We start from the raw sequence: 22,263 nt of genomic DNA on the forward strand, positions 1-22,263 counted from the left end.
CGGGAGAGAGGGGTGGAAACCGGTCACCGGGACCTATGCCCGGAGCGGACGGCCATGAGACCCTCTCTCCCGTCTGCCGCAGGAACGCCGCAAGGACCGCATGCTCGAGACGGCCGCCCGGCTGGGACAGCTCTACCTGGGAAGCATGCGGCGCTACGCGGTGTTCCGGGGCCGCAGCAAGCGCGAGGAGCTGTGGGCGTTCGTCATCGTATGCCTGCTCCTGACCCTTGCGGCCCGCAGCCTCGACCGTCTCCTCGGACCGACGGGGTCTCCCTTCATCGGGTGCCGTCAGGCCGTGCAGTGGCTGCACGTGATCCCGCTCCTCTCCCTGCTCGCCAGACGGGCCCACGACCTCGATCGTGCCGGCTACTGGCTGCTCTGGCCGCCGATCTGGACCGCGGTGTTCCGCGTTCGCGGTGAGCCCGGTCCGAACCGTTTCGGGCCGGGCTCGATCGAGAGCCGGCAAGCCTCGGGGAGCGGCACCGACGGGGAGGCCGCCGTCGACACCGCGATCAAGTCCGTGGACAGGCTCCGATCGCCGAGGTGGTACCGGTTCTTGATGTTTGGCGGCGTGATCAGCTTCTTCGGCGGCGTCATGCTGTACGGAGAGATGCAGCACGCCCCGAATCCGAACCGGTGGATCGCCGTGACGATCGGCATCTCGGCTCTCGCCGTGGGTGCGTTCCTCCTGCGCTGCGCCCGGATGTCCTACGTCGGCAGGAAGGCGCCCGTCCCGGATTCCGACGCGCGCCGGGACGGTCTCTAGGCGCCGCGGGCGTTGCCGTGCCGCCACGAGCGGGCCGCGTCCCGGACGTGCCGGCGGCGCGACCGGGTCGGGCGGACACCCGCCGGCCCGGCCATGGGCCGGGACGCGGCACGCCGGCGGGCGACGTCCGGCCCTGCACGGATGCCGGGATCCCCGCCCGGCGCTGGCGCTCAATCCCCGGGGAAGCGGGCCGCGACGCCCGCCACGACGTCCTCGACGATGTCCCGCAGGTCCGACGCCGCGACGCCGTCGCGCGCCTGGATCGAGATCCCCTGCATGACGGCAGCCAGGTGCCGGGCCAGCCGCTGCACCTGATCGTCGTCCGCGAAGGAGGAGAGCGCCTGGACGATCCTCCCGCGCAGCGCCTCCCGCCGCGCGGCCGCATCGCGGGCAAGGGCGGCCTGGTCGGGGTGGCAGGCGACGAGGCCGCTCGAGATCATGCAGCCTCGTTCGTGCTCGCGGCGGGTGACGGCCGTGACGGCGTTCTCGAGCAGCAGCCGCACCGCCGCCGGCAGCGACCGCGCCGCCCCGATCGCCACCGCGTCCAGGCAGCCCAGCGTCTCCTCGTACCGCGTCATGGCCAGGCGGTAGAGGCCCGCCTTGCTCCCGAAGGCGGCGTACAGGCTCGGCGGCGCGACCCCGATCGCCTTCGTCAGGTCGCCGACCGACACGCCCTCGTAGCCGTGGCGCCAGAAGAGCAGCATCGCGGTCTCGACGGCCGCATCCCGGTCGAAGCTCCACGGCCGGCCGCCGCGCGATCTGCCCTCCTGTTCCATAGCGAACACTAAACTACGACTTGACACGCCGCGTCAAGCCGGTTGAATAGCGATCCTTAAACAAAGAGGCCCGCCTCGTGGATCAGACCCGCCGCCACTTCATGAGCGTTGCCGCCGCGGCCGCGGCCGCGGGGGCCCTGCGGCCCGGGAGCGCGTCGGGCGAGGCGCCGGTGCCGGCCGGCAAGGCGGCGCCCGCCGGGGCGGAGGGGACCCGGGCGTCCTTCCCGGTTCGCTCCGGCGACGGCACGGTGCTGGCGGCCGAGGCCAAGGGCGACCCGGGCGCGCCCGAGATCCTGTTCATCCACGGCCTGCGTCAGAGCCGGCTGAGCTGGGACAAGCAGTTCGCCGACCCGGCCCTGGCGGGCCTGCGCCTGGTCCGCTTCGACCTGCGCGGACACGGCGATTCGGACAAGCCTGCGGAGCTGGAGGCCTATTCGGACGCCGACCGATGGGCGGACGATGTTGCGGCCGTGATCGCGGCGGCGCGGCTGCGCCGCCCGGTCCTCGTCGGCTGGTCGCTCGGCGGCTACGTGGCCGGCGCGTACCTGCGCAGGCACGGCGGCTCCGGCATCGCCGGCCTCAACCTAGTCGACGCGGTGAGCCGGCTGTCGCTGGACCTGCTCACGCCGCTGGCGGGCGACTTCACCGGCAGCGCGACCTCGCACGACCTGGCGACGCGCGTCACCGCGACCGCGGAGTTCCTCGCCGCCTGCTTCCACCGGCCGCCGACCGGCATCGCGTTCCAGCGCATGCTCGTCGTCAACGGCATGACGGCGCGCGCGGCGAACGAGGGCTTCGTGAAGACCTCGACCACCGATCTCGAACCCGTCTTCGCGGCCTACGGCGGTCCGATCCTGCTGACGCACGGCGCGCACGACCGCCTCGTTCGCCGGGCGATGGCGGAGCGCATCCGGTCGCTCAAGCCGGGAGCCCGCCTGTCCGTGTTCGCCGACAGCGGGCACAGCCCGTTCTACGAGGAGCCCGCCCGCTTCGGGCGTGAGCTGGCCGCCTTCGTGGCCGCGGCGCACAAGGCCTGACATCCGTGCCAAGCGGCGTCGGTCGCCCGACCCGCATCCGGCGCCCTCTCCCGCGCGCAGGCGGCGCTCCGCCTTCCTTCTCGAAGGCCGGCGACAGCCGATCGGCGCCGGGCACGGCCTCCAGGCCCGTAACCCTCGCGACGCGACGCGATGCGCGCGCCGGTCCGCAGCCCGTCCGTCGACGGTCCGATCCGTCCCGCGAGGAACACGATGGCTCCGCTTGAGATCGCCTGCGCCGTGCTCGTGCCGCTCCTGTGGGGCGTGCAGTACGCCGTCATCAAGGCCGGACTGGCCGTCTTCCCGCCCCTGTTCTTCGTCGGCCTGCGCTTCGCGGTCGTCGCCGCGATCCTGCTGCCGTTCGTCGGGCGGCCCACCCGGCGCGAGCTGCGCGTCTTCCTGGTCATCTCGGTCTTCGTCGGCGGCCTCAACTTCGGCCTCGTCTTCGTCGGCCTCGCCGGGGCGCCCGCGAGCGTGACCGGCATCGCCAACCAGCTCTGGTCACCCTTCGCGCTCGTCCTCGCATGGCCCCTGCTCGGGGAGAAGCCGTCGCGGCGGGCGGTCGTCGGCGTCCTGATCGCCCTCGCCGGCGTGACCTTGGCGGTCGCCGATCCGGCGGTCGTTGTCCCGGTCGTCCCGACGCTCCTCGTCGTCGGATCGGCCCTGGCGCTCGCGACCGGCAGCGTGCTGACCAAGCGGTACGGCCCCCTGGATCCCATGAGGCTGATGGCCTGGATGTCGCTGTTCACGGTGCCGCAGGTCCTGGTCGCGTCGGCCGTCACCGAGGCGGGACAGGTGCAGGCGCTGGCGATCGCGGATCGCACGGCGTGGCTGTCGTTCGCCTACACCGTGCTGATCGGGGGGATCGGCGGCTTCGGCTTGTGGTTCTGGCTCCTCGCGCGGTGCGCGATGGCGCGGTTGGCGCCCTTCACGCTGCTCCAGGCGGCCTTCGCGATCGCCGCCGGGGCGATCTTCCGGCACGAGCCGCTCACCGCAACGCTCGTCGCGGGGGCGGCCCTGTGCATCGGCGGCGTGGCGCTCTCGCAGCGACCCGCGCCCGCCCGGCACCCGCGCTCAGGCGCGCCCCCGGCCCGCGTGCCCTCGACCCCGTGAGGCGCCGGCGCCTGCGCGCGGAACGCCTGCGTCGGCTCGAGCGAGCGCCGCCCGTGCGCCGCACCGGCGTTCGGGTCCGGGTCGGGCGCGGCTGCGCGGGCGGGGATGAACCGGGGCGCGGGGCGGGACGGTCAGGCCGCGCGCAGCGCGATCCAGGCGCCCCAGAACAAGCTCGAGAAGAACATCTCGGCCGCCTCGAACCCGGAGCCCGCGAGCAGCGCCGCCACGGCGGCGTCGGACGCGGGTGGCTCGGCGGCGTGCAGGATCTTGCCGAGCTTCGCCTCCACCTCCGCGTCGTCCGCTCCGTGCAGGCGCCAGCGCTCGGACCAGGCCGAGAGGAAGAGGGGGTGGCTCGCGTACACCCCCCGGTTGCCCGCCAGGATGAGCGGCGCCCCCGGTTCGAGGCGGGCCGCGAGCGCCGCCAGGACCGCGCGCTTCGCCTCGGACCCCGGCAGGTGATGGAGCACGCCGATCAGCGTCGCGGCGTCGAAGCGCCCGCGCGCGGGGAGGTCCTCGACGCGCCCGACATGGAAGTCGACCCGGGCATCCAGGCCGGCGGCCGCGACGTTCGCCCGCGCCGCGTCGAGCATGGGCCCGGACGGGTCGACGGCGGTGTAGCGCCAGTGCGGCGCGAGGCGGGCGGTCGTCAGGATCTCCTGCGCGGTTCCGCCGGCACCCGCGACGAGGAGGCGGGCGTGGCGGCCGCGCCCGAGCCGAGCGGCGAGCAGGCAGGCCGCCAGCTCGTGGCAGGCGTCGTAGCCGGCGAGCGCGATCCGGCTCTGCACGGCGTACTCGTCGGCGCGAGCGTCGAACTTCGAGGTGGACGCGGTCATGCAAGGGGCTCCATCACGCCCGCCCACGCGAGCGCTGCCTCGAAATCCGTCTCCGCCCGCGTCCCGCCCGACGCGGTGCCGGCCGCCCGCGATGCGATCCGGCCACCCTCGTCACGTCAAAGATCGACGACGACGTCGCCCCGCGGTCGCGAACAGCAGATCAGCACGCTGCCCTCGGCCGGGGCATCGATCGGGCCGGGGTCGTAATCGATCGGCCCCGCGACGAGGCCTGACTCGCAGGTGTGGCACACTCCCGTCCGGCACGACCAGCGCACGGGGACGTCGCAGGCCTCCGCGAGATCGAGCAGGCTCGAGAACGCCGCGTCCCAGCGGACATGCACGCCGCTGCGCGCGAACGAGACCCGCGGTCCCGTGCCGGGAGGCCCTGCCGGCGGATGCGGCGGCCGATGCGGCGATGCGGCGATGCCCGGGGTGAGGGACGGAACGCCGCCGAACGTCTCGCCGTGGATGCGGTCCGGCCCGACGCCGGCGGTCGCCAGTCCGGCCGTCATCTCGCTCATGAACGCCGAGGGCCCGCAGACGTAGAAATCCCCGTCGAGCGGCAGGCCGAGCTCCCGGAGCACCGGCGCGCCGAAGCGCCCGGCCGCATCGTAATCGAGGCCGGGCCGGTCTCCCGGGTCGGGCGAGCTGTAGCGGATGTGCCGATGGCGGTTCGCCAGCAGCGCGAGGAGGCTGCGCGTTTCCTCGGCGAAGGGGTGTTCGCGCCCGTTCCGGGTCCCGTGCAACCACCAGACCTCCCGGGTCGATGCCGCGGCCGCCAAGGCGTGCAGCATCGCGAGCACCGGCGTCACGCCGATCCCGGCACTCAGCAGGACGACGGGCGTCGCGCCCGGTCGAAGGATGAAGCGGCCGCGCGGCGCGCTCACCCCCACCGTGTCGCCGACGGCGAGGCCGTCGCCGATGTAGCGGCTTGCCGTACCGTGCGCCTCCCGCTTCACGCTCACGCGATAGGACGCGGCGCTCGACGCCTCCGACAGGGAGTAGCTCCGCAGCATCGTGGCTCCGGCCGCCGGCCCGAGCTGCAGCACGACGTACTGTCCTGGACGTCCCGGAGGGAGGGGCCGGCCATCCGCCGGCTCCAGCGTGAGCGAGACCACGGTGCCGCTCTCCCGGACCTTGCGCGAGACGCGGAGCGGGCGGAACCCCGGCCAGGCCGGCGCCGGGCCCGCGGCCGTGCCGAGCCCGGCATTTCCGCTCCGCGTGCCGTCGTTGTCGCGTCCCTGGGCGAGAAGCGCGTCGAAGGATCGCCGCCAGCCGGGGCTGAGGGCCGGGATGCGGAGCGCGCGCTCCAGCTGGTCGCCGGGATGACCCGGCAAGTACAGCAACGCGTTGACGTCCGCGACGCTCATCCTCTCGGCGCCGGCCTCCACGAGCGCGATCTCGTCCCCGGCCTGCACCTCGCCTTCCTCCAGCACGCGGACGTAGAAGCCGGGCCTTCCGTGCGCGACCAGCAGGGCGGCCATCCTCGGCTCGTTCATCCGGATGCCGACCCGGTAGCACGTCACCCGCGGCTGCGTGACCTCGAGCACGGCGCGGCCGACGCGATAGCGGTCCCCGATGCAGACGTCCGCGTCCGCGAGGCCGTCGACGGTGAAGTTCTCGCCGAACTGCCCATGACTGAAGTCTCGCCGCCCGAGCTGCGTCTCCCAGTACCGGTAGGACTCGATCTGGTAGACGAACACGGCCCGATGTTCGCCGCCATGGCCGGCGAGGTCGCCCTGCCCGTCGCCGTCGACGTTGAGGCGCCGCACCCGACGCCGGCCCTCGACCGGCGCCTTCCAGATGCCGGTGCGGACGGTCCTGCCTTGCCACGCGACGTCCCGCGGCAGACCCACGTTGACCGAAAGCAGACGTGCCATCACGCTCTCCGCCAGGCTGGATCGCTCGACCCGAGGGGAGCCCGGGAGCCGCCTCGGTCCGCGGGCACCGGCCGCGCCTCGACCCGGCGCCGTGCGTCCCGCGCGACGATCCCCTCGGCCACCCGGTAGGACAGCCCTCCCGTCCCGGCGGGCGGAGCCGCTCCGGGGTGATGCATGAGACGGTGATTCGCTGTCAACGGCGGAATCCGGGGAGATCCGGCACGCAACGACCGACCGTATCGGGCGGCCCTGGACCCTGGCGCGCCCCACCTTCGAGGCGGGCGGCTCCGAAGGGGGAGCGCGCGACGGGCGAGACCCTGCGCGCCGCCGCCGCCATGCCCGTCGCCGCGGCCCGGGTCGCACCCGGCGCCGGGCGCACCCTCCGCGCCCCGCCGTGACCGCCGCCGGCGCGACGTCGCGCCGGGACGCCCTCGACGAGGCGGATCGAACGCACTCCTCCGCCACCGGCGCCCGCCCGGGCCCCGGCGCCCGCCCGGGTGCGGCCGTTCTGCGCGTGGGGCGTCCGCGCGCGACGAGCGGCACGGCCCGGGCGAGCACGCGCCAAGGCCCGGTCCCGCGTTCCAACCCGCTGCCCTTGTGCGAGAACGTCCGGTAGAACTCCCCGACAGGAGCGTCGCGGGGCTCCCGTCCGCGATGCGCCGGCCGCGCCCGGGATGCCCCCGGGGGAGCGTGGCCGATGGGGGTGGTGGCGATGAGCGACACGCGCGGCAGGGTCGAGCAGCCGGTGAGAATGGCCGCCGGGGAGGACCGCGCCGGCCCTCTCGCGAGGCCGGGCGCCGGCCCCATGACCGAACCCGCCGACAATCCGGCGGCCCGCGCCCGCGTGGCGAAGCCCCGGCGCTCCTCGCGCGCGCTGGACGCGGCCGTGTCGATCGCGGACCTGCGCAGGCTCGCGGCGCGCCGCCTGCCCCGGTCCGTGTTCGACTTCATCGACGGCGGCGCCGGCGACGAAGTGACCTTGCGCGACAACGAGGCCGCCTTCGCGGACTGGCAGCTCGTGCCGCGGGTCGGCGTCGACGTCAGCCGGCGCTCGGCCGAGGCCGACATCGTCGGAGCCCGCTCTCAGGCTCCGTTGCTGCTCGCACCGACCGGGCTCGCGGGGTTCTTCTGGCCCTCGGGCGAGATCGCGGCGGCGCGGGCCGCCGCGGCGGCCGGCCTCCCGTTCTGCCTGTCGACGAACTCGGTCGCCTCGATCGAGGCCGTGGCGGACGCCGTGCCCGACGCCGACCGCTGGTTCCAGCTCTACGCCTTGAAGGACCGGGACTGGATGCACGCCCTGGTGTCCCGGGCGCGGGTCGCGCGCTACCGGGTCCTCTGCATCACGGTCGATCTCCCCGTGCAGGGACGCCGGGAGCGCGACGTCCGCAACGCCTTCACGGTGCCGCTGCGCCCCCGCGCCGCGACGATGCTCGACCTCGCGCGCCGTCCGCGCTGGCTCGCCGGCGCATTGCTGTCGCCGCCCCGCTTCGGCAACTTCGAGGGCGCGGCACCGGCGGGCTTCACCAGCGTCGCCCAGCACGTCGCCTCCCTGTTCGATCCGTCCGTGACCTGGGACGACCTCGCCCGCCTGCGCGACCTCTGGCCCGGGCCCGTCGTCATCAAGGGCGTGCTCCACCCGGACGATGCCGCGCGGGCGGTCGGGATCGGGGCCGACGGCGTGATGGTGTCCAATCACGGCGGGCGCCAGCTCGACCACGTCCCGGCGCCGATCTCCGTCCTGCCCGAGATCGTCGCGGCGGTCGGCGGGCGCGCGCAGGTCATCCTCGACGGCGGCGTCCGCCGCGGCACCGACATCCTGAAGGCGGTCGCGCTCGGAGCCTCGTCCTGCAGCATCGGCCGGGCCTTCCTGTGGGGCTTGTGCGCCGCCGGCCAGGACGGCGTCGCGACCGCGATCGCCATCCTGCGCGACGAGCTCGACAATGCCATGACGCTGCTGGGCACGGCGCGCATCGCGGACGTGGGCGCGGACCACGTGCGGCCGCGCCGGCCGGGATGAGTTGCCCGCCGGCCCCGGGCCGTTAAGCTGCCGGCAACGATCGGGGAGGCAGACATGAACCGCCGCGTCACGCTCGCTTCGGCCCTCTGGCTCGCCGCGGGTCTCGCCTGCGGCCCCGCGGCGGCGGATCCCCTGAAGATCGGGGTGGCCGCGGCCATCACGGGGCCGGGCGCCGAATCCGGCAAGTACATCGTTCAAGGGGTGAGGCTCGCGGTCGAGGAGGTCAACAAGGCGGGCGGCGTGCTCGGCCGCCCCATCGCTCTCGTGATCGAGGACGACCAGAGCACCAATCCGGGTGCCATCCTGGCCTTCAGCAAGCTCAGCGCCGATCCCACGATCCCGGCCTTCATCGCGCCGGTGCGGAGCACGCAGGTCCAGGCCATCGGCCCGGACGTCGCCAAGGCGGCCCGGCCGGCGCTGATCGGCGGCACGGATCCGCAACTCACGGCGGCCGGCAACCCTTGGCTCTTCCGCTTCCGTCCAAACGACCGCTACTCGGCGCGCGTCATCGCGGAGTTCGGCGTCAAGACGCTGGGCAGGCGCAAGTGGGCGCTCGTCCACTCGAGCGACGCCTTCGGCACCAGCGGCATGCGCAACCTTGCCGCCGCGCTGAAGGAGCAGGGGATCGAGCCGCTGGTGGTGCAGGCTTTCCCCAACAACTCGCAGGATTTCACCGCCGTCGCACTCGCCGTGAAGCAATCCGGGGCGGACGTGCTCGGAACCTACATCCCGTTCGAGACGGACCAGGGCATCTTCGCGCGGCAGTTGCGCCAGCTCGGGGTCAGCATCGACTGGGTCGGCTCCTCGACCACGGCCAGCGCCACGGCCCTGAAGCTCGCCGGCCCCGCCCTGGAGGGCGCCTACGCGGCCTCCGACTTCCACCGCGACGCGAACCGGGCCGCGAAGGCCTACGCGGAGAAGTACGAGGCCGCGTACAAGGCGGCCCCCGACTTCTTCTCGGCCTGGGCCTACGACGCCGTGAACGTCCTGTCGCGGGCCATCAACACGGCCGGCAGCCTCGATCCGGACAGGATCCGGGCGGCCATCCTGGCGACGAAGGACCTCGAGGGCGCCGAGGGCACCTACACGTTCGACCGGAACGGCGACGGGCTGCACGGCTACAACATCGTGCGCAACGAGCGCGGCTCCGTGACGTTCATCAAGCGCGTCGACTTCAAGGATTAGTGCCGGTCCGGCGCGGCCGCCCGGGCGCGCCGCGCGCTCGGGATCGTCCCGGGTGCTGGAGGCGATGCGAGGTGCCATGGATTGGGGTCGAGCGAACGGGCGGCTGATCGCGGGTGTCTCCTTCGACATCCCCGGCATGGGCTACAGGGATCCCGGGACCGGCGCCGTCACGGGATTCGAGGCGGATCTCGCGAGGGCGGTGGGCGAGGCGATCCTCGGCTCGGCCGAGCGCGTCGAGTTCGTCCAGGTCACGGACACGGGCCGGATCCGGGATCTGCAGGAGGGCCGCGTCGACGTCGTCGCGTCCCAGCTGACGATCACGCCCGATCGCGCCGAACTGGTGGATTTCTCGACGCCCTATTGCGTGACGCGGGAGGGGCTTCTCGTTCCGAGGGACAGCTCCATCGGTGGTTTCGAGGACCTGAAGGGCAAGCGCATCGCGGTGACGGACGGCTCGGTGTCGCTGCGCCGGATGCGCGCGGCGCTTCCCTCTCTCCCCGGCGCCACGCACGTCGTCACGCCCCTCAGCGCCGGAAACCTCGCCGCGATCGAGAGGGGCGAGGCCGACGCGGCATCGAACGACATGATCAACCTGACCATGCTGCGGGCCGGCTCGGCCGATCCGGAGCGCTACTCGATCATCGATATCGGCGACAGGTTCGACCCCAAGCCCTTCGGCATGGCCGTCAGGAAGGGCGACCGCACCCTGCTCGGCCTCATCGACCAGGCGCTCGCGCGCCTTAAGGCCGGCGGTGAGCTGGACCGGATGCTCGAGGCCGCTCTCGCGCGCCTCGCTCACCGTCCAACCGCGTGAGGCGGCCGCCCGGGCCGGCCCCGGCAGGTCCCTCCCGACCAACCCGGGCTGCCCCGCCGGACGTGCGCCACCTTCAGCGCGACGCCGCGACGGTGTCGGCCACCTTCGCCTTGCGCGCGCCGAGCGGCTCGGGCTTCCCGGTGGTGGTGTCCTTGGCCGTCTGATGCTCCATCTCGGCGTTCAGTTCCGCGCCGAGCAGCACGATGGTCGTCGAGATCCAGATCCAGGTCATGAAACCGATGACGGCACCGAGCGAGCCGTAGGTCTCGTTGTAATTGCCGAAGCTCGACACGTACCAGGAGAACAGGGCCGAGACGACGATCCAGAGAGCGGCCGCGACGCCGCTCCCCCACGTCACCCAGGTCCAGCGCGCCGTGTCCCGGCTCGGACCGTAGCGGTAGAGCAGCGCCAGGCTCCCGAGGACCACCAGCAGCAGGATCGGCCAGCGCAGCAGCGCGATGACCCATTCCATCGAGCCGAGATTGAGGAAGTTCAGCACCGTCGGCACCACCACGATGCCGACGAGGGCCAGCACCACGAAGAGAAGCGCGCCAGCCGTGAAGGTCAGCGAGCGCAGGTTCAGCCAGAAGAAATTCCGCTTCTCCTTCTCGTCGTAGACGATGTTGAGCGCGTCGAAGATCGCCTTCATGCCGCCGTTGGCGCTCCAGATCGACAGCAGGATGCCGAACGCGGCCGTGAAGCCGAGGGTGCCGCCGCCCTTGGAGGCGATCCGCTTGACCTGGTCGCCGATGATGTCGAGCGCGCCGTCCGGCATCACGCCCCGGAGGTTGGCCAGCTGCGCGTTGATCGTCCCGGGATCGGCGACGAGGCCGTAGATCGAGACCAGGGCGCCGATGGCCGGGAAGAGCGCGAGGATCGCGTAGAAGGTGACGCCGGCCGCGACCAGCAGCACGCGGTCGTTGCCGAATTCCTGGAGGACGCGCTTGCCGATGTCCCACCAGCCCTTCGCCGGGATCTCGGAGGGGGTCTCGGCCTGGCGGCCCCGGTCGGCCTCCGCCTCCGCAACCCGCTCGGCCGCCGCCCCCTCGTGGGCTCGTGGGCCGGGCTCCGGACCGAGGCGGCCGGCTTCGCCGGCTCCCGCCCGCCCTCCAGTGCGGCGGGGCAGCACCACCAGGCCGACCAGGGCCGTACCGAGAAAGAACGTCCAGATTGTCGATGCGGCGACGGACCGGGCGTTGTCCGTCGGTGCTGGGATGCGGTCGGTCATGGGCCAGCCTGCCAATCATGCCCGAGGAGAAACCTCGGCCGTCTGGCCAACGTGCGCTCGTCCCCTTCGTTGCCGATGGTGCCCATGTTCCGGAACGAAGGGCGCTCAGCCCAGGAGCAAGGGCTCAGGCCCCGAGAAGCGCGCGGTGCTCCTCCTCGATCGTCACCGCCGGCAGGATGAAGCTGAACGTGGTGCCGTGGCCGGGTACGCTCGCGACCGTGAGGGTGCTTCCCTGGCGCTCGACGAGATCGCGGCAGAGCAGGAGGCCGAGCCCGCTGCCGCGCTCGCCCGCGGTGCCGTTCGTCGTCGTCCGCCGGTCCACCCTGAACAGGTCGGCGACCTTGTCGGGCGGCATGCCGACCCCGGTGTCGGACACCATGATCTCGATGCCCTCGCCGCGCGGTCGTGCCGCGACCGTGACGGTGCCGCCCGGCAGCGTGAACTTGACGGCGTTGCTCACGAGGTTGCGCAGGACCGCCGCCAGCATGTCGCGCTGGGCCCGCACGTAGACCCCGGCGCAGTCGACGCCGAGGTTCAGGCCCTTTTGGGCGGCGTTCTCGGCGGCCCCTTTCAGCACCTCGGCGGCGACCGCGCACAGGTCGACGCCGCCGAGCGTCACCGCGACCGTGTCCATCTGCAGGCTCGCCCAGGCGAACAGGCCCTCCATCAGCTCGTAGGCCTTGCCGGCCGCTTCCTGGATGCCTTGCGCCCGGCGCTCGACCGAGGCGTGGTCGCGTTCCGCCACCGCCTGGCTCAGGACGTTCGACAGGCCGAGGAGCGCCTGGAACGGATTGCGCAGGTCGTGCGCGATGATGGAGAACAGCAGCGATTTCTGCTTGTTCAAGAGGTCGAGTTCCTGGGACTTCGCCTCGGCTTCGCGCCGCGCCGTGCTGAGCTCGGCCAGGAACTCGCGCCGCGCCTTGGCGTAGCGGATGGCCCGGGCCAGGCTCGACGGCGTGGCCTCGCCCTTGGCGAGGTAATCGAGCGCCCCCGCCCGCATCAGCCGGAAGGCGATCTCCGGGTCGCCCTCGCCGGTCAGCATCAGCACCGCCTGGCTGCCGCCCTCGGGCGACAGGAGGGTGCGCAGCAGGTCGAAGGCATCGACGTCCGGGAGGCGGTAGTCGAGCAGCACGCAGTCGAATGCCCGGGCCTGCGCGAGCCGAAGCCCGGTGGTGCCATCCGGCGCCTCGGTCAACTCGTGGACCAGCCCGGCTTTGGCCAGCGCGCGCCGCACGGCCGTGCGGTCGACCTGGTCGTCGTCGATCAGCAGGATGCGCGTCGGCGCGGTCACGGTGGCGGTCGGCACCGGCTACTCGGGAAACTCGATGATCTTCCAGTAGTGCTCCAGCATCGACACCGCCTGCATGAAGGTGTTGGCTGGATCCTGCTTGACGATGTAGCCGGCCACGTGGTGTCCATAGGCGCGCGCCTTGTCCTCCTCGGCCTTCGAGGTCGTGACCATGAAGACCAGCGCGCTCTTGAGGTCCGCGTCGGCGCGCAGCGCCTCCAGGAACTCGATGCCGTTCATGCGCGGCATGTTGAGGTCGAGCAGGATCAGGTGCGGCTTGGCGAGCTTGGGCCGGCCATTCTCGCCGCGCAGGATCTCCAGCGCCTCGACGCCGTCGCGCGCCACCGTGATCGGATTGGCGATCTTGCTCTTGTTGAAGGCCCGCTTCAGGCCCTGCACGTCGACCTCGTCGTCGTCAACCAGCAGCAAGTTCACGGTCGGTGCCATCGGCGGTCCCCTTCGTTCCGTCGGGCCAGGTGAAGTGCACCGAGAGACCACGTCCCTTCGGATTGTCGTCGAGCCAGATCTTTCCGCCCTGGCGATCGACCAGCTTCCTGACGATGGCAAGCCCCATGCCGCTGCCCTCAACCTCGTCGCGCGGCCTCAGCGTCTGGAACATGCCGAACACCCGCTCGCGGAACTGCTCCGGGATGCCGGCACCATCGTCCGTCACGCTGAACTCTACCATGCCGCCGAGGGTGTGCGCATCGACCCAGACGTGCCCCTCGGCCGGCCGGTCGTGGTGCTTGACGGCGTTGCCGATCAGGTTCTGGAGCGCCTGGGTCAGCGGCGCCCGCGCCGCATCCAGCGTGGGGAGGCCGTTGCCGGCCACGATGCTGAAGCCCTCGGGCGGACTGATCAAGCCGGCGAGTTCCTCGACGAGGGCCTGGGTGTCCACCGGCTCCGTCGCCACGTCCCCCCGTCCGGCCCGCGAGTAGGCCAGCAGGTCGTCGAGCAGGCTCTCCAGACGCCGGACCCGGCTCTTCAGGAGCTCCATGTTCGTCCGTGTGTCGCCCGTGAGCACCGCCTCGAGGTCCTCCTCGATCCAGGTCACCAGGTTCTCGATGCCCCGGAGCGGCGCCTTGAGGTCGTGGGAGGCCACGTAGGCGAACTGCTCCAGCTCCTCGTTCGTGCGACGCAGGTCGCGCGCGTGCAGGGCGAGGCGCCGCTCCATGCGCTTGCGCTCGGTGATGTCGGTGAGGAGCGTGACGACGCCCAGGACCCGACCGTCGGCTCCGCGGTGGGGGCGGTAGAACGCTTCGACCTCGCGGCGCCCCAGGCCGCGTCGGGCGAGCCTGTGCTCGAAGCGCACCTCGGTGCCGGCGAAGGCTTCGTCCAGCTCCCGGCCAATGCCCGGGAAGGGGTCGGCCGCGAACACCTGCGCGAGAGGCCGGCCGTCCACGAGGGAGATGTCCTCGGCCTCAAGGTCGAACCAGCGCTCGAACTCGCCGTTCAGGAAGCCGACGCGCCGGCGCGCATCGATGTAGCCGACCATGGCCGGCAGCGTGTCGGCGGTGGCGCGCAGCAGCGAGGTCCGGTCGAGCTCGATCAACCCGTCCTTGAAGACCTGCACGGCCCGCGCCATCGCGCCGACCTCGTCGTGCTGGTGCGTCGCCGGCACGTCGGCCGTGAGATCGCGTCGGGAGAGCCGGCGCATCGCCTCCGCGAGCCGGGTCAGGGGTCCGACGACCTTGCGGTGGATGGCCGCGCCGATGCTGGCGCAGATCAGGAGGGTGAGCAGGGTGCTGACCCACGACACGATGGCGGCGATGCGCTGCGCCCGCGCGAGGTGCTCCCCCTGCATCTCGCGCAGGCGCTCCTCCTCGGTCTGAATGGCGTCGAGCCGGGCCCGGAAGGTGTCGAAGTAGGCCTTGCCGGTCCCGTCGCTCTCGATCCTGGCCGCTTCCGGGCGGCTGGCCGCGTCGGACATGCCGCGGATGACGGCCTCGGCCACCTCGTCCTGCCAGGAGCGCGCCGCCTTCTCGGCCTCGGCGAGCCAACCCGAGCGTACGGCATCGCCGCCGATCAGGGCATGCAAGCGCCCGAGGGCGTCGTCGAGCATCGGCATGCCCTGACGGTAAGGCTCCAGGCTGTCCGGGCGTCCGGTCAGGAGGTAGCCGCGCAGGCCGGTCTCCTGGTTCAGCATGGCGATTCGGAGCGAGTACAGCGATCGGAGGACGAGGTTCGAGCGGCCGCGCGCGTCGATGGCGGCCTGGAGCTGGCCCTGGGTCGTCAGCACGGCTGCGCTGCCCAGCACCGCCACCAGGGCGATGATCGCGATGGCGCCGCCGAGCGAGCGGTTCAGGCCGAAAGTCTTCGTCACGCTGGAGGCGGTCCGCTCGTGCTGGTGGCAGGTTAGCGCAGGGTCGATAGCACGGACGCAGTCCTGGTGTCCGTCGCCATTCCGGAGCGGCCCCGCGAAGGCGGCCGCGGGTCCGTGGGCGCGCGCGCTCAGGGTGTTGCGGCCGGGCCGAGGGGGCCCGGAGCCGGCAGCGGAAGGCGGACGGAGACTCTCAGGCCATCGGCCTCGAAGGCGACGTCGACCTCCGCCTCGGCCTGAGCGGCCAAGACCTTGCTGAGCAGCCGCGAGCCGAACCCCTGGCGGGTCGGGGGTGCGACGGGCGGCCCGTCATGCTCGCTCCAGTCCCACCGCAGCGCTCGCCCCGTCGGTCCGTCCTCCACCTGCCAGGCGACCTCCAGCCGTCCGTCCGGTTCGGCCAGAGCTCCGTGGCGCAGGGCGTTCGTGGTCAGTTCGTGCAGCGCCATGCCGACCGGCACCGCGAGCCCGGAGGGCAGCGCGACGGCGGGCCCCGCCAGCCGGATGCGGCCATGCTCGTCGTAAGGGTCGAGTTCCGCCCGCAGCAGCCCCTCGAACGAGACGGACTGGGCGACGTCGTCGGTGATCAGCGCGTGCGTCCTGGCAAAGGACGCGATCCGGCCCGAGAAAGCCCGGGCGAAGTCCGCGACCGAGGGCGACGAGCGCACGGTCGCGTTGAGCACCGCCTGCACGGTGGCGAGCGTGTTCTTCACGCGGTGGTGGAGCTCGCGCACCAGCAGGCTCTGGCGGTCCTCCGCCGCGCGCCGCTCGGTGACGTCGCGCTGCGCCGAGATCCAGCGCACGGTGCGGCCCTGGGCATCGCGCACGGGGGTGATCAGCCACTCGACCACGTAGGTCGAGCCGTCCTTGCGGTAGTTCATCGCCTCGCCCTGGAACGGCTCGCCGGCCTCGAGGGACCTGCGCATGCGGTCGAGCACGGCGCGGTCCGTTCCGGGACCCTGGAGCAGGCGCGGCGTGCGGCCGAGGATCTCGCTCGCCGCGTACCCGGCCATGCGGGTGAAGGCCGGGTTGGCGTACTCTATGCGGGGTCCTGGCTCGTCGAGCTCGGCCGAGGTGATGAGGATGGCCTCGCCGGAGGCCTCGACCGCGGCGAAGAGCACCTCCAGGTCGGGCCGGGTCGGCTCGGTCTCGTCGGGCTTCTGCAAGGTCGTCCCTCCGCTGGCGGCGGGACCCTGCCGGACGCGTGTGCCGACCGACCGACGAGCTTCGCGGACAACCTGCGGCCCGCGTGGCGGTTGCCTGCGGCCGGCCTCTCTCCACAAGCCCCAGCGTCGCAGGGGAGCCCTGCGCACGGGCCGCCGTGGCCCATTCGCCGGCGGGCTGGAAGGGCAGGGGCGTCGTCGGCCTCCGAGCGCGGTCGAGCCGGCGCCGCGTCCGGCTGTCGATGAACGGCTGGCGAACCGGCCGAGCGATCAGGCCTGCGCGATCAGGAGGCACGCAAGCCAGCATGGCGAGGGCTTGGCTCAAGCGCGAGATGTACCCGACCCTGTCCGAGCGGGCAGCTTGCCGGACTGGCCGAGCGAGGTCGGACCCTGTGACACGGGTCTGCGGGCAGCCGAACCGGATCCCGGGCCGGCGAGCCGCCTCCTCCTGCATGGGCTCGTCCGGCAAGGCCCCCCGGTGATCCGCTGCCGGAATCGCGGGGCGAGCGGTCAACCCTTTCCGTCGTCAGGGGACCCGAGCAGGTCCGCGAGCCAACGGCCGGACGGGTGCTGCTCGCACAGCGTCAGCACCGCGATCACGATCGGCACGCCGATGAAGGCGCCGGCAATCCCCCACAGGAAGCTCCAGAAGAACACCGCGAACAGGACGAGGAACGGCGAGATCGCGAGCGCGCTTCCGGCCACCCGGGGCTCCAGGTAGCTGCCGACGAGGAACTGGATGAGGTTCAGGCAGGCGAAGACGGTGAGGGCCGTCTGCCAGGAGGCGAACTGGGCCAGGGCGAACAGGGTGGGGAAGACGGTCGCGACGAGCGGCCCGATCACCGGGACGTAGTTCAGCACGAAGGCGATCACGCCCCATTCGAGGGCGAGCTCGAGCCCCGCCAGGGCGACGAACGCCCACACGAGCACGCCCGTCATGAGGCTCATCAGGGTCCGCACGAGCATGAACCGGCGCAGCTTCGCCGCCGTGGCGGCGCTTCCCGCGAGCAGGACCCGCCCGAACTCACGCCCGGGCGCGGCGCGAAGCTTCCGGGCCGCGTCGTCGACCTCGAGCAGGCCCAGGACGACGTAGATCACCACGACGAACAGGAAGGTCGCCGCGCCGTTGACCCGGTTCAGGATCTCGGGCAGCAGGCGCAGGAGCCAGCGGGCGTCGAAGTGCTCGGCCCAGAGCCCGGCGAGCACGATGCCGTGCGTCTCCAGCCACTCCGCCGTCCGGACGTAGAAGGCCTGGAGACGGGCCGGGTCGTTGAGCGCGGACCGGATGACCCGGCTGAACGCCCAGACGACCAGGTACCCGAAGCCGGCGATCACCGCCGTCGCCAGGATGATGCTGGTCGCCGCCGCCAGGGCCTTCGGGATCACCGCCTGGAGCCGGCTCTGGACGGGCCACATGACGGCGATGACGAGGAGCGCGAAGGCGACCGGCGCGAACACCGACCGGGCGAGGGACAGCGCCCCGGCCACCAGGATCAGGGCGCAGAGGGCGCCCGCGGCGCTCGTCGGCCCCGCGGGGTCGCGCATCGTCGTCATGGTGCCGCATCCTCGTCCCGCCGCCGTCCCGGCTCGCCACGATCTAAACCCCGGGGACGCGCTCGCGCCCTCTGCGGAGCTTGCTGAACGACCCGGCACCATCGCAAGCTCTCGAGGTTCACACGTGAGGACCTGCGTGATGTCGAACGGGTCGGACGAACGCCTCGATCGCCGCGACTTCTTGATCGCATCGATTGCAACGGCTGGCACATCGGCTGTCCTCGCCGCGGGGATTGCCGATGCTCAAGGTGCAACGACAAGTCCTGCCGGGCCGGCATCAGGAACGGTCTATACCGGCGATACAATTCAAGGGAAACGGGTCGTCAGCGCGCTCGACGTCAACGACCTCGAGCCCGGGCGCAAGCACCTTCTGTATTTTCAGGGCGTCGAGATGGCGAGCGGACAGCACTGGCATGTGTCTGTCACGGTCGCCAAGGGAGCAAGGCCGGGCAGGCGCGGCGTCCTGACCAGTGGCGTGCATGGCGACGAGATGAGTTCCGTGCACACGGTGCAGACCGTGATGAGCCAGCTCGACCCGGCGCAGATGTCCGGCACGGTGATGGCGGTCACGGACGTATCCCGCCCGGCCCTGGAGAGCATGCAGCGCAGATGGCCCAACCAGGGCAGAGGCATCGATCTGATCGACATGAATCGGGAGTGGCCCGGGAACGAGAACGGCGTCACCGCACCCGGCCGACACGCGGGGCTTCTGTTCGATCGCCTGCTGCGGCCGAACGCCGACTTCGCGATCGACTTCCATACTGGAACAACCGGGTTCGATGTCACCGCCTTCACGATCGCGGGCATGGATGTGCCCGAGATCAGGGCGATGGCGGAGCTCTACCCCGTCGGCCAGATCTTCGACAACCATGTCTATCCCGGTGTCCTGCACAATGCGTTCGTCGACGCGGGCATCCCGGCTTTCACGCCGGAGATCGGGCCTGCGCGCGTCCTGAACCTCGAGATGATCTCCCTGTTCGTGGAAGGCACGATGAACGTCCTCAAGCTTCACGGCATCCTGGCCGGGCCACTGGGGCGCACAGGGAAGGACGTGGGTGTCTTCATCGGCAACAGCGCGCTCCCGATCCTTGCAACCCAGGGAGGACTGGTCGAGCATCTGGTCAAGCTCAACGACAAGGTCGTGGCCGGCCAGAAAGTGGCCATCCAGCGCAACAGTTTCGGCGAAGTGGTTGCGGAATATACAAGTAGCGTGGCCGGGGAAGTCACGGGCCAGCGTAGCGACGCGATGACCGAGCCCGGCAACCCTCTGGCGTTCATCCTCTTCCACAAGGCGACGCCGGACGGCGGCGAGACCTATCCCGAGTGATCCGGCACCTGGTGCCCGCGTCCGAGTGCGGCGATGATCGTGTCGGGGTCGGCGGCCCACCCGCATCGTCAGGCGCTCGTGAGCGGCGTAGTCGTCGAGGATGACCCGGAAGGTCTTGCCGGCGGGAACTTCGTGCTCGACAGCGCTCAAGAAACCGATGAACTCTTGATGCCGATGGCGCTGCAGGTTTTCGGGCCTCGGACCAAAGCGTTCGAAGCTTGGCGGGGCACCGACGAGTGCCGTCCTCGCAGCGCTCTGGAGTGGCCGAGATGAGCTGGAGCATCGAACAGCGTCCACCGCTGATCGTCGACCTGGCGCTGCAGGGCGGCGGGTCGCACGGAGCCTTCACCTGGGGCGTGCTCGACCGCCTGCTGGAGGAGCCCTGGATCGAGATCGAGGGCATCTCCGGCACCTCGGCTGGCGCGATGAACGCCGCCGTGATGGCGGACGGCTTTGCCCGGGGCGGGCGGCCGGGCGCCCGCGAGGCGCTCGCCCTCTTCTGGAAGCGCGTCTCCGAGGCTGCCGCCCTGAGCCCCCTGCAGCGCAGCCCCCTCGACATCATCCTCGGCCGCTGGACCCTCGATCACTCGCCGGCCTACCTCGCCCTGGACATGATGGCGCGCGTGTTCTCGCCCTACGATCTCGGGGCGGGAGCGGCGAACCCCCTGGCCCAGGTCCTGGCCGAGACGGTGGATTTCGGCCGCCTGGCGGGCTCGCCGATCAAGCTGTTCATCACCGCCACCAATGTCCGGACCGGGCGCCCGCGCGTGTTTCGCAACGCGGAGCTCTCCCCGGATGTCCTGCTGGCCTCGGCCTGCCTGCCCACCATGTTCCAGGCCGTGGAGATCGACGGCGAGGCCTACTGGGATGGCGGGTACGCGGGCAACCCGACCATCACGCCGCTGGTGAGGGAATGCACGGCGGACGACATCATCCTCGTGGCGATCAACCCGGTCGAGCGGCCGGAACTGCCCCGAACCGCGCGGGACATCCTCAACCGGCTGAACGAAGTGTCGTTCAATGCGGTGCTGTTGAAGGAGTTGCGGATGATCGCGCTCCTGCGCCAAGTCGCCGACCCGGGCGGCGCAGAGACGGCGCACTGGGCGCGCATGCGCATCCACCTCGTCCGCAGCGATCGCCTGACGGAGTTCGGCGCCTCCTCGAAGCTCAACGCCGAGGAGGCCTTCCTCGCCTTGCTGCGCGAGGAAGGGCGCCGCGCCGCCGACGCCTTCCTGGCCGAGCGAGGGCGCGAACTCGGCGAGAGCTCGACGCTCGACATCGACCACCTGCTGGAAGGTGCGTGAGGAATGGGGCTGCTCGGCATCCTCGTCGCCCTCGCGCTGCTGGTCTGGCTGGCCTTCCGCGGGTGGAGCGTCCTGCTGCTCGCGCCCCTGGCGGCCCTGCTGGCCGCAGGGTTCGCCGGGGAGCCGCTCCTCGCCCACTGGACGCAGACCTTCATGGGCAGCGCCTCCCACTTCCTGGCGCAGTTCTTCCCGTTGTTCCTCCTGGGGGCGCTGTTCGGCAAGCTGATGGAGGACAGCGGCTCGGTGACGGCCATCGCCGACTGGTTGACGGAACGCCTCGGCACCGGGCGGGCCGTCCTGGCCGTCGTGCTGGCGGGGGCCGTCGTCACCTACGGCGGCGTCAGCCTGTTCGTCGCCTTCTTCGTGCTCGCGCCGATGGCGGAGGCGCTCTTCCGGGCCGCCGCCATCCCGCGGCGTCTCATGCCGGCGACGATCGCACTCGGGACCTCCACCTTCACCATGTCGGCGATGCCGGGCACGCCGGCGATCCAGAACGCCATCCCGATGCCGTTCTTCGGCACGACGCCCTTTGCGGCACCAGGCCTCGGGATCCTGGCATCGGCCGTCATGCTGGGCTTTGGATTGTGGTGGCTGGCACGCGCCACGGGTGCGGCGCGGCGGCGGAACGAGGGTTTTGGCGACGAGACGCCGCGTCCGGCCGAGGCGCAACGGCACTCTCTCCTGCGGGAGCGGGCGGCCACGGCCTGCGCGTTCGACCCGCCCGAGGTTCACGGCGGGGTGCGTGCGCCGATGGCCCTGCCTTTCCGGCTCGCGATCCTCCCGCTGGTGGTCGTGATCGCGGTGAACCTGCTGATGTCGTTCGTGGTCCTGCCGCGGATGGACACCCGGTTCCTGGCGGAGCCGCGCTGGGGCGGGACCTCGCTCGCCGCCGTTGCAGGCGTCTGGTCGGTGGCCGTGGCACTGGCGGCGGCGATCCTCGTGCTCGTCGTGGTGAACGGGCGCCGCCTGCCGGCCCTGCGCGAGAGCATGGATGCCGGCGCGAACGCCGCCGTGCTGCCGGCCTTCAGCGTCGCCAGCCTCGTCGGCTTCGGCGCCGTCATCGCGGCCCTGCCGGCCTTCGCGCTGGTCCGGGACTGGGTGATCGGGATCGAGGGCGGCCCTCTGGTCTCCCTGGCCGTCGCCACGAACATCCTCTCCGCACTCACGGGATCGGCCTCGGGCGGCCTGACCATCGCGCTCGATGCCCTCGGGCCGACCTATCTGCGGCTCGCCGGCGAGCACGGGATCGATCCGGGTCTCCTGCACCGCGTCGCGGTGATCGGTGCGGGGACGCTCGACAGCCTGCCGCACAACGGCGCCGTCGTCACGCTCCTGGCCGTCTGCGGCTCGACGCATGCCGAGAGCTACCTCGACATCGTGATGGTCAGCGTGGTGGGCGCCCTCGCGGCTCTCGCGGCGGTGATCGTCCTCGGCGGGGCGGTCGGCTCGTTCTCAAGCCTGCTCCGGGCGACGGGCCGGGGGCATCGCAACGAGGCGCGACGGCACTGCGGCGAAGACCTGCCCGGCCACCGCTGCACGGCGAGCGACAGGCACCGCGTCGTCTCGGGTCGTGTGGTGCCCGGGTAGATGGGCGGAGCGCGTCAGCGCCGGGACGCGCGACCGGTGGGCTTCCGGGTTATCGCGGTTCGATCGCAGCGGCTCGG

18 protein-coding genes and 1 pseudogene are annotated in these 22,263 nt (G+C 72.0%); 9 read left to right on the top strand and 10 right to left on the bottom strand.

Annotation, left to right across the window (positions count from 1 at the left end):
- Positions 1 to 100 precede the first annotated feature (100 nt).
- The gene (locus DT057_RS09095) at positions 101 to 766 is read left to right on the top strand and encodes a DUF805 domain-containing protein (RefSeq protein WP_128561761.1); all 666 of its coding nucleotides are present in this window, start codon (positions 101 to 103) and stop codon (positions 764 to 766) included.
- 170 nt (positions 767 to 936) lie between these two features.
- Here DT057_RS09095 and DT057_RS09100 read toward each other — a convergent pair whose 3' ends face one another.
- Positions 937 to 1,542 (bottom strand): TetR/AcrR family transcriptional regulator, encoded by a 606-nt coding sequence (locus DT057_RS09100; RefSeq protein WP_128561762.1) that lies wholly within the window; start codon positions 1,540 to 1,542, stop codon positions 937 to 939.
- A 77-nt stretch (positions 1,543 to 1,619) separates the two neighbouring features.
- On the opposite strand from DT057_RS09100, the gene DT057_RS09105 reads away from it, so the two are divergent.
- Both DT057_RS09105 and DT057_RS09110 read left to right on the top strand, forming a co-directional pair.
- On the top strand, positions 1,620 to 2,579 hold the full coding sequence (locus tag DT057_RS09105; protein ID WP_238313307.1) for an alpha/beta fold hydrolase: 960 nt from the start codon (positions 1,620 to 1,622) through the stop codon (positions 2,577 to 2,579).
- A 210-nt stretch (positions 2,580 to 2,789) separates the two neighbouring features.
- Complete coding sequence (locus tag DT057_RS09110; RefSeq protein ID WP_128561763.1) at positions 2,790 to 3,689, top strand: DMT family transporter; 900 nt, start codon at positions 2,790 to 2,792, stop codon at positions 3,687 to 3,689.
- A 131-nt stretch (positions 3,690 to 3,820) separates the two neighbouring features.
- On the opposite strand, the gene DT057_RS09115 is transcribed toward DT057_RS09110, so the two are convergent.
- Together DT057_RS09115 and DT057_RS09120 are read right to left on the bottom strand one after the other, a co-directional pair.
- Positions 3,821 to 4,522: a class I SAM-dependent methyltransferase gene (locus DT057_RS09115; RefSeq protein WP_128561764.1), complete on the bottom strand. Its 702-nt coding sequence runs from the start codon at positions 4,520 to 4,522 to the stop codon at positions 3,821 to 3,823.
- A 116-nt stretch (positions 4,523 to 4,638) separates the two neighbouring features.
- A complete protein-coding gene (locus DT057_RS09120) occupies positions 4,639 to 6,402 on the bottom strand; it encodes an MOSC and FAD-binding oxidoreductase domain-containing protein (RefSeq protein WP_128561765.1) in 1,764 nt (587 codons plus the stop codon).
- An 805-nt stretch (positions 6,403 to 7,207) separates the two neighbouring features.
- Between DT057_RS09120 and DT057_RS09125 the strand changes: the two genes are divergently transcribed.
- Genes DT057_RS09125 through DT057_RS09135 form a run of 3 tightly spaced genes read left to right on the top strand, consistent with a single transcriptional unit; the run spans position 7,208 to position 10,418 of the window.
- On the top strand, positions 7,208 to 8,419 hold the full coding sequence (locus DT057_RS09125) for an alpha-hydroxy acid oxidase (protein ID WP_128561766.1): 1,212 nt from the start codon (positions 7,208 to 7,210) through the stop codon (positions 8,417 to 8,419).
- A 54-nt stretch (positions 8,420 to 8,473) separates the two neighbouring features.
- Positions 8,474 to 9,604: an ABC transporter substrate-binding protein gene (locus tag DT057_RS09130; protein WP_128561767.1), complete on the top strand. Its 1,131-nt coding sequence runs from the start codon at positions 8,474 to 8,476 to the stop codon at positions 9,602 to 9,604.
- A gap of 52 nt (positions 9,605 to 9,656) precedes the next feature.
- Positions 9,657 to 10,418 (top strand): transporter substrate-binding domain-containing protein, encoded by a 762-nt coding sequence (locus tag DT057_RS09135; protein ID WP_128561768.1) that lies wholly within the window; start codon positions 9,657 to 9,659, stop codon positions 10,416 to 10,418.
- Between the two features lie 73 nt (positions 10,419 to 10,491).
- Here DT057_RS09135 and DT057_RS09140 read toward each other — a convergent pair whose 3' ends face one another.
- The 6 genes from DT057_RS09140 to DT057_RS09165 form a co-directional block, all read right to left on the bottom strand.
- Positions 10,492 to 11,646: a YihY/virulence factor BrkB family protein gene (locus DT057_RS09140; RefSeq protein ID WP_128561769.1), complete on the bottom strand. Its 1,155-nt coding sequence runs from the start codon at positions 11,644 to 11,646 to the stop codon at positions 10,492 to 10,494.
- Between the two features lie 124 nt (positions 11,647 to 11,770).
- On the bottom strand, positions 11,771 to 12,952 hold the full coding sequence (locus tag DT057_RS09145) for a hybrid sensor histidine kinase/response regulator (protein WP_238313309.1): 1,182 nt from the start codon (positions 12,950 to 12,952) through the stop codon (positions 11,771 to 11,773).
- 3 nt (positions 12,953 to 12,955) lie between these two features.
- Positions 12,956 to 13,381 carry a response regulator gene (locus DT057_RS09150; protein ID WP_128561770.1) on the bottom strand — a complete coding sequence of 142 codons (426 nt, stop codon included), beginning with the start codon at positions 13,379 to 13,381 and terminating at the stop codon, positions 12,956 to 12,958.
- Positions 13,350 to 15,257 carry a sensor histidine kinase gene (locus tag DT057_RS09155; RefSeq protein ID WP_128561771.1) on the bottom strand — a complete coding sequence of 636 codons (1,908 nt, stop codon included), beginning with the start codon at positions 15,255 to 15,257 and terminating at the stop codon, positions 13,350 to 13,352. Before DT057_RS09155 ends, DT057_RS09150 begins: the two co-directional genes overlap by 32 nt.
- 128 nt (positions 15,258 to 15,385) lie before the next feature.
- The gene (locus tag DT057_RS09160) at positions 15,386 to 16,417 is read right to left on the bottom strand and encodes an HWE histidine kinase domain-containing protein (RefSeq protein WP_128561772.1); all 1,032 of its coding nucleotides are present in this window, start codon (positions 16,415 to 16,417) and stop codon (positions 15,386 to 15,388) included.
- A 507-nt stretch (positions 16,418 to 16,924) separates the two neighbouring features.
- Positions 16,925 to 17,959 carry an AI-2E family transporter gene (locus tag DT057_RS09165; protein ID WP_128561793.1) on the bottom strand — a complete coding sequence of 345 codons (1,035 nt, stop codon included), beginning with the start codon at positions 17,957 to 17,959 and terminating at the stop codon, positions 16,925 to 16,927.
- 148 nt (positions 17,960 to 18,107) lie between these two features.
- Here DT057_RS09165 and DT057_RS09170 point away from each other — a divergent pair, with 148 nt between their 5' ends.
- Positions 18,108 to 19,295, top strand: a complete 1,188-nt coding sequence (locus DT057_RS09170) for a M14 family metallopeptidase (protein ID WP_128561773.1) — start codon at positions 18,108 to 18,110, stop codon at positions 19,293 to 19,295.
- A 60-nt stretch (positions 19,296 to 19,355) separates the two neighbouring features.
- Here the strand turns inward: DT057_RS09170 and DT057_RS36750 are convergent.
- Positions 19,356 to 19,484: pseudogene (locus DT057_RS36750) on the bottom strand (IS630 family transposase); the annotation flags it as partial.
- 80 nt (positions 19,485 to 19,564) lie between these two features.
- On the opposite strand from DT057_RS36750, the gene DT057_RS09180 reads away from it, so the two are divergent.
- Both DT057_RS09180 and DT057_RS09185 read left to right on the top strand, forming a co-directional pair.
- Positions 19,565 to 20,599: a patatin-like phospholipase family protein gene (locus DT057_RS09180; RefSeq protein ID WP_128561775.1), complete on the top strand. Its 1,035-nt coding sequence runs from the start codon at positions 19,565 to 19,567 to the stop codon at positions 20,597 to 20,599.
- 3 nt (positions 20,600 to 20,602) lie between these two features.
- Positions 20,603 to 22,186 (top strand): GntP family permease, encoded by a 1,584-nt coding sequence (locus tag DT057_RS09185; RefSeq protein WP_128561776.1) that lies wholly within the window; start codon positions 20,603 to 20,605, stop codon positions 22,184 to 22,186.
- The last annotated feature ends 77 nt before the right edge of the window (positions 22,187 to 22,263 follow it).

It is taken from the genome of Methylobacterium crusticola (assembly GCF_003574465.1).
In the GTDB taxonomy this organism is placed as follows: domain Bacteria; phylum Pseudomonadota; class Alphaproteobacteria; order Rhizobiales; family Beijerinckiaceae; genus Methylobacterium; species Methylobacterium crusticola.